The organism is Streptomyces sp. ID05-39B (genome assembly GCF_033794725.1).
In the GTDB taxonomy this organism is placed as follows: domain Bacteria; phylum Actinomycetota; class Actinomycetes; order Streptomycetales; family Streptomycetaceae; genus Streptomyces; species Streptomyces bobili.
The window spans coordinates 1-15,138 of record NZ_JARGEF010000203.1 but is presented as its reverse complement, the minus strand read 5'-3'; the positions used below and the strand labels follow the sequence as shown (position 1 = coordinate 15,138).

14 protein-coding genes and 1 pseudogene are annotated in these 15,138 nt (G+C 70.1%); 6 read left to right on the top strand and 9 right to left on the bottom strand.

All coding sequences use genetic code 11. The annotated features are described in order from the left end of the window. Window positions 1-262: 262 nt before the first annotated feature. Window positions 263-766: an ATP-binding protein gene (locus tag P1P75_RS31530; RefSeq protein WP_319261985.1), complete on the bottom strand. Its 504-nt coding sequence runs from the start codon at window positions 764-766 to the stop codon at window positions 263-265. A 337-nt stretch (window positions 767-1,103) separates the two neighbouring features. After that, window positions 1,104-1,871, bottom strand: coding sequence for an enoyl-CoA hydratase-related protein (locus P1P75_RS31525; RefSeq protein WP_319261983.1), 768 nt, complete (start codon window positions 1,869-1,871; stop codon window positions 1,104-1,106). Window positions 1,872-2,013: 142 nt separating this feature from the next. On the opposite strand from P1P75_RS31525, the gene P1P75_RS31520 reads away from it, so the two are divergent. Continuing rightward, entirely contained in the window at window positions 2,014-2,355 is a 342-nt protein-coding gene (locus P1P75_RS31520; protein WP_319261982.1) for a hypothetical protein, read from the top strand. Window positions 2,356-3,451: 1,096 nt separating this feature from the next. On the opposite strand, the gene P1P75_RS31515 is transcribed toward P1P75_RS31520, so the two are convergent. The 3 genes from P1P75_RS31515 to P1P75_RS31505 form a co-directional block, all read right to left on the bottom strand. Then, on the bottom strand, window positions 3,452-3,748 hold the full coding sequence (locus P1P75_RS31515; protein WP_319261980.1) for a hypothetical protein: 297 nt from the start codon (window positions 3,746-3,748) through the stop codon (window positions 3,452-3,454). Window positions 3,749-3,909: 161 nt separating this feature from the next. Next, complete coding sequence (locus P1P75_RS31510; protein ID WP_319261976.1) at window positions 3,910-5,154, bottom strand: Ig-like domain-containing protein; 1,245 nt, start codon at window positions 5,152-5,154, stop codon at window positions 3,910-3,912. A 156-nt stretch (window positions 5,155-5,310) separates the two neighbouring features. Then, complete coding sequence (locus P1P75_RS31505; protein ID WP_319261974.1) at window positions 5,311-6,555, bottom strand: Ig-like domain-containing protein; 1,245 nt, start codon at window positions 6,553-6,555, stop codon at window positions 5,311-5,313. Window positions 6,556-6,708: 153 nt separating this feature from the next. Between P1P75_RS31505 and glgX the strand changes: the two genes are divergently transcribed. Together glgX and P1P75_RS31495 are read left to right on the top strand one after the other, a co-directional pair. Further along, a complete protein-coding gene (gene glgX / locus P1P75_RS31500; RefSeq protein ID WP_319261971.1) occupies window positions 6,709-8,943 on the top strand; it encodes a glycogen debranching protein GlgX in 2,235 nt (744 codons plus the stop codon). 106 nt (window positions 8,944-9,049) lie between these two features. After that, the gene (locus tag P1P75_RS31495) at window positions 9,050-9,658 is read left to right on the top strand and encodes an ADP-ribosyltransferase (protein ID WP_319261967.1); all 609 of its coding nucleotides are present in this window, start codon (window positions 9,050-9,052) and stop codon (window positions 9,656-9,658) included. 16 nt (window positions 9,659-9,674) lie between these two features. Here P1P75_RS31495 and P1P75_RS31490 read toward each other — a convergent pair whose 3' ends face one another. Continuing rightward, window positions 9,675-10,310: a GNAT family N-acetyltransferase gene (locus P1P75_RS31490; RefSeq protein WP_319261987.1), complete on the bottom strand. Its 636-nt coding sequence runs from the start codon at window positions 10,308-10,310 to the stop codon at window positions 9,675-9,677. Window positions 10,311-10,400: 90 nt separating this feature from the next. Between P1P75_RS31490 and P1P75_RS31485 the strand changes: the two genes are divergently transcribed. From P1P75_RS31485 to P1P75_RS31475, 3 genes are all read left to right on the top strand, one after another. Next, window positions 10,401-11,315, top strand: coding sequence for a MerR family transcriptional regulator (locus P1P75_RS31485; protein WP_319261964.1), 915 nt, complete (start codon window positions 10,401-10,403; stop codon window positions 11,313-11,315). A gap of 63 nt (window positions 11,316-11,378) precedes the next feature. Continuing rightward, window positions 11,379-11,591 (top strand): EF-hand domain-containing protein, encoded by a 213-nt coding sequence (locus P1P75_RS31480; RefSeq protein ID WP_319261961.1) that lies wholly within the window; start codon window positions 11,379-11,381, stop codon window positions 11,589-11,591. Window positions 11,592-11,801: 210 nt separating this feature from the next. Then, window positions 11,802-12,464 (top strand): NAD(P)-binding domain-containing protein, encoded by a 663-nt coding sequence (locus P1P75_RS31475; protein ID WP_319261959.1) that lies wholly within the window; start codon window positions 11,802-11,804, stop codon window positions 12,462-12,464. A gap of 5 nt (window positions 12,465-12,469) precedes the next feature. Here the strand turns inward: P1P75_RS31475 and P1P75_RS31470 are convergent, their stop codons facing one another. From P1P75_RS31470 to P1P75_RS31460, 3 genes and pseudogenes are all read right to left on the bottom strand, one after another. After that, window positions 12,470-13,027 carry a glycoside hydrolase family 25 protein gene (locus tag P1P75_RS31470; protein ID WP_319261956.1) on the bottom strand — a complete coding sequence of 186 codons (558 nt, stop codon included), beginning with the start codon at window positions 13,025-13,027 and terminating at the stop codon, window positions 12,470-12,472. A 369-nt stretch (window positions 13,028-13,396) separates the two neighbouring features. Then, entirely contained in the window at window positions 13,397-14,764 is a 1,368-nt protein-coding gene (locus P1P75_RS31465; protein WP_319261953.1) for an L-serine ammonia-lyase, read from the bottom strand. A gap of 112 nt (window positions 14,765-14,876) precedes the next feature. Continuing rightward, window positions 14,877-15,138, bottom strand: a pseudogene (locus tag P1P75_RS31460) (serine hydroxymethyltransferase); the annotation flags it as partial.

Sequence of the window (15,138 nt, the reverse complement as noted above, 5' to 3'; positions counted from 1 at the left end):
CGGTCGGGGTGCGGTCGGGGGCCGCCGTCATCCGATCGGCCGAAGCACGCGGTTTTGGGCCTGCCCGGCCGGAACCGCGATCATCGGCCGCTGCCCGTGGCTTTGGGCCTGCCCGGCCCGGAATCGGCCGATGGCTGCGACTCCGGGCCTGCCCGGCTGGAATCGGCCGATGCACTGGGCTTTGGGCCTGCCCGGCTGGAACCGTGAGGGGCCGCGACCGCTCGCGGGCCTGCCCGGTGGAACCCCGAGGGACCGCGACCGCTCAGCGGTCGGCCACCCGCATCTCGAACCACGTCGTCTTCCCGCGGGGCAGCAGGTCGACGCCCCAGCGGTCGGACAGCTTGTCGACGAGGAACAGGCCCCGGCCGCTGACATCCAGCTCCTGGACCGGCATAAGACAGGGCAGCCCCCGTGAGGGGTCCCGGACCTCGACGCGGATCCAGCCGCGCCGCCTGCGCAGGCGCAGTCCGAAGACGCGGGCACCGGTGTGGCGTACGGCGTTGCCGACGAGTTCCGAGACGAGTAAGACGGCGTCCTCGGTCATCTTGGGGCTGAGCTGCCAGCGGCGCAGGACGATGACCTGGGTGAGGCGGCGGGCCGTGGCGGCGGATTCGGGACGGGACGGCAACTGCACCTCGGCGTCCGTGGGATCGCCGAACAACTCCAGTGCTCTGAGCGCTCGTTCGTCCTCGGCCGCGGGCGACCAGCGTGCCGCGGCCACGCGTTCGTGCCCCCGCGGCTGTTCGATACCCTCCAGCCCCGCCATGCCCCCATCATGGCGGCCCGGGACCTCCCGCGGGGCCGTTCCGGGGGAATACGCCCCCCGGAAGCGCTCATTCCGCACGAGGCGAACGGCATATGTCAACGGCATTTCGGAACCGGATACGGCCCGGCCGGCCTGCGACAACGGCTCGTTCGGCGTCATCCGCGGGCAATTGCCGGGCTCCCTCGACGAGGGCAGACTTAAGGCCGTCTTAAGGTTCCGAGGAACCGCCCCATCGAGGGACCCGGGTGAGACACTCCGTCAATTGCAAGGGCCCACAGGGCGATTCGGCGAGAGGAGTCTCACACCGCCCCCGCCCCGTACGGCCAGGAGCACGGCGTCACCGGAACTTCGCCTTGCCCGGCCCCTCCTCCACGAAGCTGCGCATGCCGGTCTCCCGGTCGGGCGTCGCGAACAGGCCCGCGAACCAGTTCCGCTCCACCGCGAGGCCGGTTTCGATGTCCGTCTCCAGACCGGCGTCGATCGACTCCTTGGCCGCCCGCAGCGCGATCGCCGGACCCTGGGCCAGCTTCGCCGCCCAAGCGTGCGCCTGCGCGTACACCTCGCCGGCCGGGACCACCCGGTCCACCAGGCCCAGCGTCAGCGCCTCGTCCGCCCGCACCGTACGGCCCGTGAAGATCAGGTCCTTCGCCTTGGACGGGCCGATCAGCCGGGACAGCCGCTGGGTGCCGCCCGCGCCCGGGATCAGGCCGAGCAGGATCTCCGGCTGGCCCAGCTTCGCGTTGTCCGCGGCGATCCGGAAGTCGGCGCAGAGCGCCAGCTCGCAGCCGCCGCCCAGCGCGTAACCGGTCACGGCCGCCACCACGGGCTTGGGGATGCGGGCCACCGCCGTGAAGGCGTCCTGGAGGTCGCGGGCACGCAGGACCATCGCCGTGTGGTCCATCGGCTGCATCTCCTTGATGTCCGCGCCCGCCGCGAACACCTTCTCGCCGCCGTACAGGACCACGGCCCGCACGTCGTCACGACGGCCCGCCTCCTCGGCGAGCTCCTTGAGCCGGTCCTGCGTGGCGACGTTCAGCGCGTTCATGGGCGGGCGATCCAGGCGCAGCGTGCCGACACCTTCGGCGACTTCGAGATTCACGGTCATGGCAGCAGGTTAACGGGGACTAACGGGACGGGTCCGGGTGCGGTCGGTCACACGCGGCCGGGCCTATGGGGGTTGTCCCCCAGGGGGCTGCGCGGTGACTACTGACCCTTTCGGATTAGCTCTGCTGGGCCCCGTCGGGGCGGTGGGCCGCGGCGCGGCCGCCGGCACCACCGGCCACTACCTGCCGGGCCTCCAGACCGAAGCCACCGGCACCACCGGCCACTACCTGCCGGGCCTCCAGACCGAAGCCACCGGCACCACCGGATACCAACTCGGCGCCACCTACGACCCTCTCGGTGCCCCCACCCAGCTCCTCATCGGCACCGACGGCACCAGCTCCGCCAAGAAGGGCTACCTCAACCACGTCTACGAGGACGGCACGCGCCGCCTGAAGCAGTCCTACGTCACCACCGACGCCCACAGCTACAAGCACGGACTTCAGGGCGCAGCCACGGACACCAGCGGAACCCGAAACTGCCGCTGATCTGCGAAAACGCAGATAGGGAGGGGCCGCGTAGCACACGTACTATGTGCTGGCGGGCGAGACTCCGGTCCTCGTTCACAACAACAACTGCTCTCCATTCACCGACGGAGATATCTGGGACGGTTCATTCAAAGTTGGAGGGCAGACGGTTGAGGCCATGGCGATCGTCAGAGCGGCCGGAAACACCGTACATCTGGACGGATTTATGGTCTTCTCGAAGGGGACTCAGGGCCTGAGTCGCGCCCCGATTGGGCCAGATGCAATCCGGCAGATGAAGCGTTCCATCGCCGAGCAGGCGAGATCCCAGGGGTATGGCACCGTCGTACTGAACTCTGAGCAATCATATCCCGAAACCGGACGGCAGGATCTACAAGCGCCCAGGGTCGATGACCTTGGACGTCGCAAAGATCCAAGGAGATTAGAGAATGGATCGGTCTCGACTGGACGGGTTGGTATCGAGCATCGCGGGTCGAGGGCAAGTGGAGCGGGAACCGGTGTTTCGGGAACTCCGGGTGGGCCAGGTGAGCTTATGCACGTTCATGTGCATTCCGACAGAGAATTCAGTGTGGATGTTCTGGGTGAATCGGTAGATGAGAATTTCGTTGGGTGGGCTGTATATATCGCGAGAGCCGAGCTCCTCTGAATTGAGATTTTTTGGTGACCGTTACGGATCGGCTGACAGTTTGGGCCGGGAATAGTCCCAGAATAGCGTTTCGAAACGATCCTGCCAGTATGACCATGCTCGCTGCCAGCAGCACCATCGTTACGATTCGGGCAAAACCCCTCCGGGGGCATGCGCCTGACGACGAATGTCTCTGTCGCTCGCGAACTTGAAGCCCCGTCAGGCTCTGCCTGACGCTGTTGGCGAATCCCGTCAAGCCAAGCAATTGGCAGATCCGGGTCAGAGACACGCCGTAGAAGCGGCAGACGGCTGGTCCGTATCTGCCAATCAGCGTCCGCCGAGCGGATTCGCCAACAGCATCAAACTGTGCCTGGCGGGGCCAGCGCTGATTCATGGTTGTCGTGGCCTACAGGTTGTTGCTGGTCAGGGCAGCCTGAGTAGGTCGAGGGGGCGGGTGTGGGGCTGTTCGCTCCGTTACTCCGACCGCTCCGGCCAGCGCCTACCCGCCTCCTTGACCACCCGGTCGCCGACGGCGAGCGACCGATACGTCCGGTCGTTCACCTTGATGCTGAGCTCTCGTCCCTCGTCGGTGCGGATGTGCATCATGTAGTGGCCCGTCGGGCCGTAGGTACCGGTCGAAGTGCTCACCCCCCGGCCGGTGACCTCCCCCGTGTAGGCGTCCTTGCTCTCGCCCAACCCGTGAGCGGCGATCATCGCCAGGACCATGGCGAGCGGGCCGATGGAGAGGAGCAGGACAATGGTGTTCGACATGTGCGACCCCCCCTGCATCGACGACGCACAGGCTATCCGCGGCAGCGTACCGGTCTTGTGGGCACCAGCCCAGAAGGCATACCCAGAGGGGCTGGACGGGTATCAACGCCGACGGGCCCGGCGCCGTGGTTCACAGCGCCGGGCCCGTCCCCCTGCGGGACCTACTTCGTCCACTCCGCCCACGGGATGTTCCAGCCGTTGAGGCCGTTGGACGCCTTGACGGTCGGGTCGGTGGAGTTCTTCACGACCACCACGTCGCCGACCATCGAGTGGTTGAAGAACCAGGCGGCCGGTACGCCGCTGTCGTAGCCGCCGCGTACGTCGCGCAGACCGATGCAGCCGTGGCTGGCGTTGTAGTTGCCGAAGGCGTCGCCGCCCCAGTAGTTGCCGTGCACGAAGGTGCCGGAGTCGGTCAGCCGCATGGCGTGCGGGACGTCCTTGATGTCGTACTCGCCGTCGTAGCCGACCGTGTCGCCGTTCATGCGGGTCACCGTGAACTTTTCACTGATGACCATCTGGCCGTTCCAGGTGGCGTAGCCGGGCTTGCCGGTGGTGACCGGGATGGTCTTGACGACCTTGCCCTCCTGGGTGACCTGCATCGTGCGCTTCTTGGCGTCCACGATGGACACCTGGTCGCGGCCGATGGTGAAGGACACCTTCTTGGACTGCTTGCCGTAGACGCCCTTGCGGCCCTCGACGCCGTCGAGGTTCAGTTCGACCGTCACCTTGGTGCCGGCCTTCCAGTACTTCTCGGGCCGGAAGTCGAGCCGGTCGTTGCCGAACCAGTGGCCCTGCACGTCGACGGCCGGAACCGTCGTGATCTTGATGGCCTTCTCGACGTCGTCCGGCGCGGTGATGCCCCGGGTGAAGCGCACCGAGAACGGCATGCCGACGCCGACCTTGGAACCGTCCTCGGGCGTGAAGGTGCCGACGAAGGTGTTCTCCGGCGTCAGCGTGGTGAAGGACGCGTCCTCGGCGGCCGTACGGCCCTGGGCGTCCTTGGCGACCGCGTGCACCTGGTACTTGGTGGCGGCGGCCAGGTGCGTGCTCGGCGTCCAGCCGGCGCCGTCCGCGGAGATCGTGCCGTCGACCTTCGTGCCGTCGGCGTCCTTGACGACCACCTCGGTCAGCTTGCCCTTGGCGGCCGTCACCTTGAGGGCGTCGCTGGTGTCGACGGCCTTGGTGCCGTCCTTGGGGGCGATCGAGACGACCGCCTCCGACTGACCGCTCGCCGCTGCCGTGGCGCCGGCGCCCTTGTCGTCTTTGGTCTTCTCCGAGCCGGAGTCCCCGCCTCCGCCGCAGGCCGTGACGGCCAGCAGCAGTCCTCCGACGATCAATGCCAACCGCTTGTCACGGCCGCGTGAGCGACCGTCAACCGATGCCCCCGATATCGGTCGCACGTTCAAGTCCGTTCTCCCCTCCCCCGGGCCGGTCAGGCCCGCACGCAGGCACTACCGCTGCGCTGCGCGCATATTAACCACATGGTCAGGTGCCCTGGTGACCCCGGAATGTCACCGTTCAGTCCCAACTTGGACCATGGGAGGGGAGAGTCGCTCAGGAGGTCACTTCACCGCGCTGCCCGCCGTCCATTCCTCCCAGTTCATGTTCCAGCCGCCGAGCCCGTTGTCGGGGGCGACCGTCTTGTCCTTGCTGCGGACCACCTCGACGACGTCGCCGATGAGACTGCGGTCGAAGAACCAGCCCGCGGGCGTGTCCGCGCCGCCGCCCTTCACATCCCTGAGACCCACGCAGCCGTGGCTGAGGTTGAGCCGCCCGAAGGCCTCGGGGGACGCCCAGTAGTTGCCGTGCAGGAAGGTGCCGGACTCGGTCAGCCGCATGGCGTGCGGCACGTCCGGGATGTCGTACTCGCCCTTGCCGTTCTTCTTCTTGAAGCCGACCGTGGCACCGTTCATCCGGGTCACGTCGAGCATCTCCGTGACCACCATCTTGCCGTTGTACGTCGTCGTCTTCGGCGCGCCCGCGGTGATGGGCACGGTGGCGAGCAGCTCGCCCTCGCGCCGCACCCGCATGGTGTGCTCGGCGGCGTCGACGACGGAGACCTGGTGGCGGCCGACGTCGAAGGAGAACGTCCGGTGCTGGAGCCCGTAGACGCCGGGCGCGCTCTCGACGTCGCGGAAGCGCAGGGAGACGGTGACGCGGGTGCCGGGCTTCCAGTAGTGCTCGGGCCGGAAGTCGAGCCGGGAGGTGCCGAACCAGTGCGGGCGGACCTCGACGGCCGGGTCGGCGGTCACCTGGACCGCGCGCTCGACGGCGGCACGGTCCTCGATCTCCCGGTTGAACTCCAGGGACACGATCATCCCGGTGCCGACCGTCGCCCGGTTCTCGGGCGTGACGTAGCCGATGAACCGCTCCTCGGGGACGTACGTCGTGAACGTGGTGTGCCGGGCCGAGCGGTGCCCGTCGCCGTCCACCGCGACCGCGTCGACCGTGTAGCGGGCGGCGAGCGACAGCAGGCCGTCCGCCGGGTTCCAGCTGCGGCCGTCCGCGGAGATCCGGCCCGGCACCTCGGTCTCCTGCGCGTCCTGCGACCTGAGGACCTTCACCGACTCCAGCCGCCCGTCGGGCACCCGGACCCGCAGTGCCTGGCCGGGGCGCACCTCCCTGGCGCCGTCCTGCGGAGTGACCCGGATGGCGTCCTCGGGTGCCGGGGGTTTGCCCAGCACCCGGTCCAGCCCGCTCCTGCCGTCCCCGCTGCATCCGGCGGCTCCCGCCAGCAGTCCTGCCCATGTCAGTACGGCGGCCAGTGCGACCCCCGCGCGCCGTGCGCGCCCAGTTACGTGCCTCACGCGGTACCCAACGACGGGCCCCGCTCCGGGGAAACGTGAGTGCGAGGCACGCGCTGGGCAGAACAGGGGGGAGGACGACGCCAAGGGGAGCAGCGGTCGGGACGCCGTACGCACCGGGCCCGCGTCGTGCCATGAGTCGCGGGAGGCTGAACGGTGTCCAGCGCAGCCGAGCAGGAGGCGGTGGCTCAGGAGCGCCCCGCCGCGTCCGCCGTCGTGAACGGGGCACCCCGAAGGACGCCCGGCGTGCCCGTGTGGCCCGGCGCCTCCACGCCCCTCGGCGCCCGCTTCCGGGTCGGCCCCGACGGCGTCGCCGGCACCAACTTCGCCCTGTGGGCGGGCGGCGCCGAGGCCGTCGAACTGTGCCTCTTCGACGAACAGGGCCGCGAGACCCGCGCCCGCCTGACCGAACTCACCCACGAGATCTGGCACGGCTTCGTGCCCGGCGTGATGCCCGGCCAGCGCTACGGCTACCGGGTGCACGGCCGCTGGGACCCGTGGACCGGCGCCCGCTGGAACCCGGCGAAACTCCTCCTCGACCCGTACGCCCGCGCCGTGGACGGCGAGTTCCGGCTGCCGCCGGAGGTGTACGGGCACGTCCGCGACTGGCCCCAGCAGCAGGTCGCCGACACCGTCCGCGACGAACGGGACTCCGCGCCGTACGTCCCCAAGGGCGTCGTCGTCCACGATGACGACGACTGGGCCGACGACCGCCGCCCCAAGACCCCCTGGGCGGACTCCGTCATCTACGAGCTGCACGTGCGCGGCTTCACCATGCGCCACCCCGGCATCCCCGAGGAACTGCGCGGCACCTACGCCGGCCTGGCCCACCCGGCCGCCATCGAGCACCTGGTCGACCTCGGCGTCACGGCCGTCGAACTGCTCCCCGTCCACCAGTTCGCCCACGAGGACCACCTGCTGCGCCGGGGACTGCGCAACTACTGGGGCTACAACTCCGTCGGCTACTTCGCCCCGCACGCCGGATACGCCTCCGCCGGGACGACCGGCGGACAGGTCGGCGAGTTCAAACGCATGGTGCGCGCACTGCACGCGGCCGGCATCGAGGTCATCCTCGACGTGGTCTACAACCACACCGCGGAGGCGGGCGAACTGGGCCCGACATTGTCCCTGAAGGGCATCGACAACCGCGGCTACTACCGGCTCCAGTCGGACGCCCGCCGGTACGCCGACTACACGGGCTGCGGCAACACCCTGCACGTGGTGCAGCCGCACGTACTGCGCCTGATCACGGACTCGCTGCGCTACTGGGTCACCGAGATGGGCGTCGACGGCTTCCGCTTCGACCTCGCCGCCGCCCTCGCCCGCTCCATGCACGACGTGGACATGCTGTCGCCGTTCCTCGCGGTGATCGCCCAGGACCCGGTGCTGCGCCGGGTGAAGCTCATCGCGGAACCCTGGGACGTGGGCTCGGGCGGCTACCAGGTGGGCGCGTTCCCCCCGCTGTGGACCGAGTGGAACGACCGCTACCGCAACGCCGTACGGGACTTCTGGCGGCACGCCCTCCCCGACGTCCGCGAGATGGGCTACCGCCTGTCGGGCTCCAGCGACCTGTACGCCTGGGGCGGCCGGCGCCCCTACGCCTCTGTCAACTTCGTCACCGCACACGACGGCTTCACCCTGCGCGACCTCGTCTCCTACGAACACAAGCACAACGAGGCCAACGGCGAGGGAAACCGGGACGGCACGGACGACAACCGCGCCTGGAACTGCGGCGCCGAGGGCGAGACGGACGACGAACGGGTCCGCGCGCTACGGCGACGGCAACTGCGCAACCTGACGACCACCCTGCTCCTGTCGACAGGCGTACCGATGCTGGTCGCCGGCGACGAACTGGGCCGCACTCAGGGCGGCAACAACAACGCCTACTGCCAGGACAACGAGATCAGCTGGCTGGACTGGACCCTGCTGGAGGACCCCGGCTGGAAGGCCCTGTACGACCTGACGGCCCGCCTGATCGCGCTGCGCCACCGCCACCCCGTCCTGCGCCGGCGGGCCTTCTTCTCCGGCCGGGCCCACTCGGTGGACGGGCTGCGCGACCTGGCCTGGTTCACGGCGCGCGGCACCGAGATGACGGAACGGGACTGGTACGCGCCCGCGGCCACGCTCGGCATGTACCTCTCCGGCCGGGACATCCCCGGCCGCGACGAACGGGGCGCCCCGATCACGGACGACAGCTTCCTCGCCCTCCTGCACGCGGGGGACCGCCCGGCCCACTTCGTCCTGCCCGGCCCGCCGTGGGCGGACCGCTACGAGGTCGTGGTGGACACCTCGGTCGAGGAACAGGGAACCGCCCCGGCGGTCACGCACCGGGCGGGGACGGGGGTGACGGTCCCGGCCAGGTCGGTACTCCTGCTGAGGGTGACGTCCTGACGACATCTCGGGTGCCCGCCACGCTTGTTGACGGACGGTCAGCGGACACGCCGCCAACGAGTGATGATCCACAACAGGGCGCCCCCGAACCGGGATCGTGCCCGGCATGATCACAACTCGCCTGCGACGACGGGCCGCTGCCGCCGTCTTCTCCCTCGCCGCCGTCCTCGCCACCTCGGCCGCAACCGTCCCCACCGCAACTCCGGCCGCGGCCCCGGCCAAGGCGGCCCCGTCCTGCCCCCGGTTCGACGACAGGCTCAAGGCCGCCGCCGACCGCGGCGTCGACCTCGACCGGATCACCCCGGCCCCGGTCTGGCGCACCACCTGCGGCACCCTCTACCGCAGCGACGGCCGCGGCCCGGAGATCGTCTTCAAGGAGGGCTTCCACGCCAGGGACCTGGTGAACGGCCAGTACGACATCGAGAAGTACGTCCTGGTGAACCAGCCCTCCCCGTACGTCTCCACGACGTACGACCACGACCTCTACAAGACCTGGTGGAAGTCCGGCTACAACTACTACATCGACGCCCCCGGCGGCATCGACGTCAACAAGACCATCGGCGACACCCACAAATGGGCCGACCAGGTCGAGGTCGCCTTCCCCGGCGGCGTCGACCGCAAGTACATCATCGGCGTCTGCCCGGTGAACAAGACCACCAAGGTCGAGAACATGAGCGGCTGCGAGAGCAACCCGCACTTCGAGGCCTGGCACTGACCGACCCGGCCGGCTCCTAACGGGCGGTGAGCAGCGCCTCCGCCCCCACCGGCACATACCCCGCCGCCTGGAACGCCCGCATGCTGCGGGCGTTCCCCGGTGAGATCTGCGCCCACACCGGCTCGCCCCCGGCCAGTTGCCGGGCCGCCGTCACCAGGGCCCGCCCCAGTCCCCGGTGCCGTACGTCCGCGTCGACGTCGACTGCGGCCTCCAGCCGCCCGGCGATCCCGCGGCCCAGGACCAGCACCCCGCCGTCCGCCGCCCACACCCGCACCGCGTCGCGCCGCCTGCGCGAACTGATCACCCGTGGATGGTCCGGATCGTCGATCTCCGTCAGCCGCACGGCCGGCCGGCCCGGGAGCGGGGAGCCCACCACCATCGCGTCGACCGTGTCGGTCCGGCGGCCCGTGCGGTCCATGAACGCCGTCAGGAAGCGGGCGTTCAGGGTGGCCGCCAGTTCGTCGCAGTCGGTCGCGCGCAGCGCCGCCCGCACCCACTGCGGGTCCTCGTCGGTGAACACGACCGAGTGCGCGGTGAAGGACAGCACGCCGGCGTCCCGCGGGCAGGCCTGGGGCACGATCGTCGTACGGCCGTCCGCGGGCGGGAACACGCCCCGCGCCGCCGCGTCGAGAATCTCCCGCAACGTCTCCACAGCGCTCCCCGCCACTCCTGGCCGCTCACTCCCCGCCACTGCTGGCGGCTCCTTGAGTCTCCACCCACTGGAAGGCACACACTCACACACGTGATCGACGACGGCACCGAACTCTTCACCATCGGCGAGCTGGCCAGGTCCACCGGCCTGACCGTGCGCACCATCCGCTACTGGTCCGACGAGGGCGTCCTGACCCCGGTCACCCGCAGCGCGGGCGGCTACCGGCTCTACGACGCCGGGTCCGCCGCCCGCCTGGAGCTGATCCGCACCCTGCGCGAGCTGGGCCTCGGCCTGGACGCCGTGCGCCGGGTGCTGGCGGGTGAGACGACGGTCGCGCAGGTCGCGGCGGCCCACGTGAGCGCCCTGGACGCACAGATCAGCTCGCTGAAGGTGACCCGCGCGGTGCTGTCGACCGTGGCACGACGCGGCTCGACCGCTGAGGAGATGACCCTGATGAACAAGCTGGCACGACTGTCCGCCGCCGAGCGCAGGCGGATCGTCGAGGAGTTCCTGGCCGAGGTCTTCGACGGCCTCGACACGGCCGACCCCGACATCCGCACCCGGCTGCGCTTCCACGCCGCCCACCTGCCCGACGACCCCACCCCCGAGCAGGTCGACGCCTGGGTGGAGCTGGCGGAGCTGATCCAGGACCCGGATTTCCGCGCCCTGATGCGCACGATGGTCGAGTTCAACGCGGCCGACCGCGGCCCCGAGGTCCCCGCGGGCACCTCCCTGTGGTTCATGAGCCGGCTGATCCAGCTCGCCGGGGAGGCCCTGCGCGAGGGCACCGCCCCCGACTCCCCGGAGGCCGACGGCGTCCTGCGCGGCCTCCTCGGGAACGCCGACCGGGCCGCCGTACTGGAACGGCTCACCGCGGCGGCCAACGTCCGGGTCGCCCGCTACCGCGAGTTGTCGGCCGTCCTGAACGGCCTGGAACCCGCCGCGGGCTACGAGCGGGAGTTCGCCTGGGTGGTGGCCGCACTGCGCGCTCACCCGGACCGTTAATCTGACCTGCGTCAGTACGACGCAGACGCAGCACCGCAAGGTATGACGAAGAGGGGCGGACCGGTGGCGGACATCGAAGAAGCACGCAAGCAGTTCCAGCGGATCGACACGGACGGTGACGGTTTCATCACCGCGGCCGAGTTCAAGACCGCCCTCGCGCAGGGCGGCGACTGGAACGTCACCGAGACGGTCGCCGAGGCACTCATCAAGAGCCGCGACCTGGACGGCGACAAGGTTCTGTCGTTCGACGAGTTCTGGGCCCACCTCGGCAAGTGACGAGGGTCCGCCTCGGAACGTGAGGCCGAGAGGGGCGTCCCGGTCCGCCGGGGCGCCCCTTCCTCGCGGGCGCCGCACACGTCGAGGACGTCACCGCGTCGCGGCAGACATCCCTGCCGGGAATAGCCCGCGTCCGGGCGAGGTTGACGCCGACCGTCAGGCGTATGCACGTGCATGCATCTACCGTCACCTCACCTGGAAGGGTGCGCCATGAAGATCGGCATCATCGGAGCGGGCAACATCGGCGGCAACCTCACCCGGCGGCTCGCCGCCCTCGGCCACGACGTCTCCGTGGCCAACTCCCGTGGGCCGCACACGCTCAAGGAGCTGGCCGAGGAGACCGGTGCGACGCCCGTACCGGTCGGGGAGGCCGCCCGTGGGGCCGAGGTCGTGGTGGTCACCGTCCCGCTCAAGGCCGTCCCGGACCTTCCGAAGGGCCTCTTCGGCGAGGCCGCCGAGGGCGTCGCCGTCATCGACACGGGCAACTACTACCCCCAGCAGCGCGACGGCCGCATCGACGCCATCGAGGACGAGGGCATCACGGAGAGCCGCTGGACGGAACGCCACATCGGCCACCCGGTGATCAAGGCCTTCAACGGCACCTACGCCCAGGACATCCTGGACCGCCCGCTCCCGGCCGGCAGCCCCGGCCGCGTGGCCCTGCCCGTCGCGGGCGACGACGAGGCGGCCAAGGCGAAGATCCGGGCGCTCATCGACGAACTCGGCTTCGACACCGTCGACGCGGGCGGCATCGACGACTCCTGGCGCCAGCAGCCCGACACCCCGGTGTACGGCCTGCGCGGCGGCGTCGACGAGGTCACCCGCGCCCTGGCCGAGGCGAGCCCGCAGCGCAAGCCCGAGTTCCAGGGCTGAGCCGCTCAGTCCACGGTCGCCCACGCCCGCAGCGCCGCCCGGCTCGCGAAGTTCGCCACGTTCGTGTCGAGGGGCTCGTCGGTGTACTGGTGGAACCGCCACTTCGCCTTGATGCGGGGCTTGCCCGCGGTGACGTAGTCGGCGATCCAGAGCCCGTCACCGGCGTACGAGGTGTCGTCGACGTTCAGCCAGTAGTTCCTGTTGCAGTACAGGACCACCCGGTTGCGCGGTCGCAGCTGCTTCACCTTGCGGAGGAAGCGGTCCTTCTCGGCGTTGCTCGCGTGGGTGCCGTCGCCGGTCGTCTCCCAGTCGACGGCGAGGATGTCACCGGGGCGGTCCGGGGCCTTGGCGAGGAAGTGCTCCGCCTGGGCGGTCAGGTTGCCGGGCCACAGGAAGTGGTAGAAGCCGACGACCAGTGAGGCGTTACGGGCCCGCGCGGTCTGGGCGGCGAGGCGGGGATTGACATACGTGCGGCCCTCCGTCGCCTTGACGAAGACGAAGGAGAGACCCTCCGTGGAGTAGCTGGAGGACTGATAGGCGCTGACGTCGACACCACGGAGCATGGGGCAACTCCCGGAAGTGCAGGAGAACGGACGGGAGTTGCTTTATGCCCCGACACGCCGGGTGCGGAACCTCCGCTTCCGCAATGCGCCCTCGGCCGTACGTCCGCACGCCCTTTGCGCCCTCGCGCCGATGCCGGTGACGATCGCGACCCGGTCGCTGTGCCCCCTTCGAAGGGACCGTTGGAAGCCGGAAGCCGGAAGCCGGAAGCCGGAAGCCGGAAGCCGGGAGCCGAGCCGCCGGAGTCGCGAAGCCGCCGAACCGGAGGAAGTCGTCGCCGGACAGATGGGCGACGTCCCTCGGCGAGGCCGCCCGCCGCATGCGTGGGCCCCGCACGAGCGACGTGCGGGGCCCTTCGCGCGCGGACCTGCTCAGCACTCGATGATGTTGACCGCCAGCCCGCCCCGGGCCGTCTCCTTGTACTTGACCGACATGTCCGCGCCGGTTTCCTTCATCGTCTTGATGACCTTGTCGAGGGACACCTTGTGCGTGCCGTCGCCGCGCATGGCCATGCGGGCCGCCGTGACCGCCTTGACCGCGGCCATGCCGTTGCGTTCGATGCAGGGGATCTGCACCAGGCCGCCCACGGGGTCGCAGGTGAGGCCGAGGTTGTGTTCCATGCCGATCTCCGCCGCGTTCTCGACCTGCTCGGGGGAGCCGCCGAGCACCTCCGCGAGCGCGCCCGCGGCCATCGAGCAGGCCGAGCCGACCTCGCCCTGGCAGCCGACCTCGGCGCCGGAGATGGAGGCGTTCTCCTTGAAGAGCATGCCGATCGCGCCGGCCGCGAGGAGGAAGCGGACGACGCCCTCCTCGTCGGCGCCGGGGACGAAGTTGACGTAGTAGTGCAGGACGGCGGGGATGATGCCGGCCGCGCCGTTGGTGGGGGCGGTGACCACCCGGCCGCCGGCCGCGTTCTCCTCGTTCACCGCCATCGCGTACAGCGTGATCCACTCCATCGAGTGGGCCAACGGGTCCCCCTCTGCCCGGAGTTGACGGGCCGTCATGGCGGCCCGGCGGCGGACGCGCAGGCCGCCCGGCAGGATGCCCTCGCGGGACATGCCGCGGGCCGTGCAGGCCTGCATCACCCGCCAGATCTCCAGCAGGCCCTCGTGGATCTCCTCCTCGGTGCGCCAGGCCCGCTCGTTCTCCAGCATCAGCGAGGAGATCGACAGGCCCGTCTCCCGCGTCAGGCGCAGCAGCTCGTCGCCCGTGCGGAAGGGGTACTTCAGGACCGTGTCGTCCAGCTTGATCCGGTCCGTGCCGACCGCCTCCTCGTCGACGACGAACCCGCCGCCCACCGAGTAGTACGTCTTCGACAGCAGCTCCGCGCCCTCGGCGTCGTACGCCCAGAGCGTCATGCCGTTCGCGTGGTAGTCGAGGGTCTTACGGCGGTGCAGGACGAGGTCGTCGTCGAAGGAGAACGGGATCTCGTGCCGGCCGAGCAGCCGGAGGCGGCCCGAGTCCTTGATCCGCTCCACCCGCGCGTCCGCCGTCTCCACGTCCACGGTGCGGGGCGAGTCGCCCTCCAGGCCGAGGAGGACCGCCTTCGGCGTGCCGTGGCCGTGGCCGGTCGCGCCGAGGGAGCCGTACAGCTCGGCGCGCAAGGACGCGACGGAGCCCAGCAGGTCCTCGTTGCGCAGCCGTCGCGCGAAGATGCGGGCCGCCCGCATCGGGCCGACCGTGTGGGAGCTGGACGGGCCGATGCCGATCGAGAACAGGTCGAAGACCGAGATGGCCACGGGGACTCCTCAAATACGGGGGGTGCAGCAGGTGCAGCAGGTTTCCGGTGGGGTGTCCCGCCCACGGACCAGTGTGCGGGACACCCCCCGGAAAACCCTGGGGAAACGGGAACTACTTGTTCAGACCGGGATACAGCGGGTGCTTCTCGGCGAGGGCGACGACGCGGGCCTTGAGGGCTTCCACCTCGTAGGACGGCTTGAGCGCCTCCGCGATCACGTCCGCGACCTCAGCGAAGTCCTCGGCCGTGAAGCCGCGGGTGGCGAGGGCGGGCGTACCGATCCGCAGGCCCGAGGTGACCATCGGGGGCCGCGGGTCGTTCGGGACGGCGTTGCGGTTGACGGTGATGCCGACCTCGTGGAGACGGTCCTCGGCC

Excerpts from the sequence above, each read along its gene's own strand:
- P1P75_RS31530 (WP_319261985.1), bottom strand. The coding sequence starts at position 766 with ATGGCGGGGCTGGAGGGTATCGAACAGCCGCGGGGGCACGAACGCGTG.
- P1P75_RS31525 (WP_319261983.1), bottom strand. The coding sequence starts at position 1,871 with ATGACCGTGAATCTCGAAGTCGCCGAAGGTGTCGGCACGCTGCGCCTG.
- P1P75_RS31515 (WP_319261980.1), bottom strand. The coding sequence starts at position 3,748 with ATGTCGAACACCATTGTCCTGCTCCTCTCCATCGGCCCGCTCGCCATG.
- P1P75_RS31475 (WP_319261959.1), top strand. The coding sequence starts at position 11,802 with ATGAAGATCGGCATCATCGGAGCGGGCAACATCGGCGGCAACCTCACC.
- P1P75_RS31495 (WP_319261967.1), top strand. The coding sequence starts at position 9,050 with ATGATCACAACTCGCCTGCGACGACGGGCCGCTGCCGCCGTCTTCTCC.
- P1P75_RS31470 (WP_319261956.1), bottom strand. The coding sequence starts at position 13,027 with ATGCTCCGTGGTGTCGACGTCAGCGCCTATCAGTCCTCCAGCTACTCC.